Source organism: Paucibacter sp. DJ2R-2 (genome assembly GCF_025717675.1).
GTDB lineage: Bacteria > Pseudomonadota > Gammaproteobacteria > Burkholderiales > Burkholderiaceae_C > Paucibacter_A.
Genome location: NZ_JAJIRT010000028.1, coordinates 1 through 1,501, shown reverse-complemented (window position 1 = coordinate 1,501; position 1,501 = coordinate 1). Strand labels below are relative to the sequence as shown.

Annotated in this window: 1 protein-coding gene; it reads left to right on the top strand. The window is 61.3% G+C overall.

Going from position 1 to position 1,501, the window contains the following annotated elements; genetic code table 11:
• Positions 1-102: 102 nt before the first annotated feature.
• Positions 103-1,188, top strand: coding sequence for an IS110 family RNA-guided transposase (locus LNV28_RS24945; RefSeq protein ID WP_263569073.1), 1,086 nt, complete (start codon positions 103-105; stop codon positions 1,186-1,188).
• Positions 1,189-1,501 lie beyond the last annotated feature (313 nt).

Below are 1,501 nucleotides of genomic sequence, written 5' to 3'. Positions count from 1 at the left end.
CGAATACGAAGGGACTTCCCACCTTCGGGCAAACGGCGTCAATGCGCCAAGATTGGTGGTTCTCGAAGTCATCAATCAGCTGCCATTTGAAAGGGGAAGTCCATGGAGAAGATTACCCGAGTCGGTGTAGATTTGGCCAAGCGTGTTTACCAGGTTCACGCGGTCGATAACGTCGACCTTACCGTGCTGGCGCGGCCGATGTCTCCGGAGCGCTTCTTGAGCTGGGCGCTGGGTTTGCCTGCGGGCACCGTGGTCGCGATGGAAAGCTGCTCCGGCGCGCACCACCTCGCCCGCCGTCTACGCCTGATGGGGTTGGATGCCCGGCTGATCGCGGCCCACTTCATCGCGCCATTCCGCGTGCAAGGCGCCAGCGGCAAGAACGATGCAAACGACGCTGCAGCGATCTGTGAGGCCGCCTCACGGGTGCGTACGCGCTGTGTGCCTGTGAAGACGCCGGATCAGCAAGGCTGGCAAGGGATTCATCGGCTGCGCGAAGGCTACAAGGAGGAACGCACCGCCTGCATCAACCGCATTCGCGGCTTGCTGGCTGAGTTCGGCCTGGTCTTCCCGCAAAGCCCTGATGCCTTGCGTCGTGTGCTCAACGATGTGCTGGAAGACGCCAGCAACGAACTGCCCGGCGTGATGCGCCTGGCTCTGCAGCGCACACAGGCGCACTGGCGTGTGCTGGACGACGAGATCGCCTGGTGTGACCAGCAGGTCAAGCAGCATGTACGTGCCGATCAGGCCGCCGCTCGTGCCGCGCAGTTGCACGGTGTGGGCGATCTGACCGCTTCGGCCTTGGTGGCTGCCGTGGGCGACATGCACCAGTTCAAGAGCGCACGCCAATTCAGCGCCTGGGTTGGATTGGTGCCGAGCCAAAACTCCACTGGCGGCAAGAACCGGCTGGGCCGCATCACCAAGCGCGGCGATGACTACTTGCGCACCTTGCTGATCCAGGGCGCCAAGTCCGCATTGCTGGCCGCGCCCAAACGCAATGACCGCATCTCGCAGTGGTTGCTGCAACTGCGCGACCGTGTCGGATGGCAGAAGGCTCTGGTGGCGCTAGCCAACAAGAACGCTCGCATTCTGTGGGCGGTGCTGACGCGGGGAATCGACTACGACCCAGAGCATGTACCGCCTGTTCCTCAGTGCAAGTTGCCGGCGCTCAAGGAGCCGCAGCCAGCCTGAGTCCCCTCACTCATTCACTGAATCACAGACCCACGTTCGTAGAAGCAAAGCACAGGTCAGACCGGCAGCAGGTGAACCCGATAACCTGTCCGTTGCACGCTCAGCACGCTGAGCCAACAACGACGAACGAATGGGGTCTTGCTGAGCGGTTCGTATCTGGGGCAGCGGCATCGTCCGCAGCAAGCCCGTTTGTAGATGTTCAGTCTGTTCCTCGTTGCGTTGCCGCTGTTCAGAACACAGGTCTAGAAATGAAAAAGACCCCGAAGGGTCAGGTCTTGCTATTGGAGCTTGAAACGGTGGGAAGTCCTTGTAG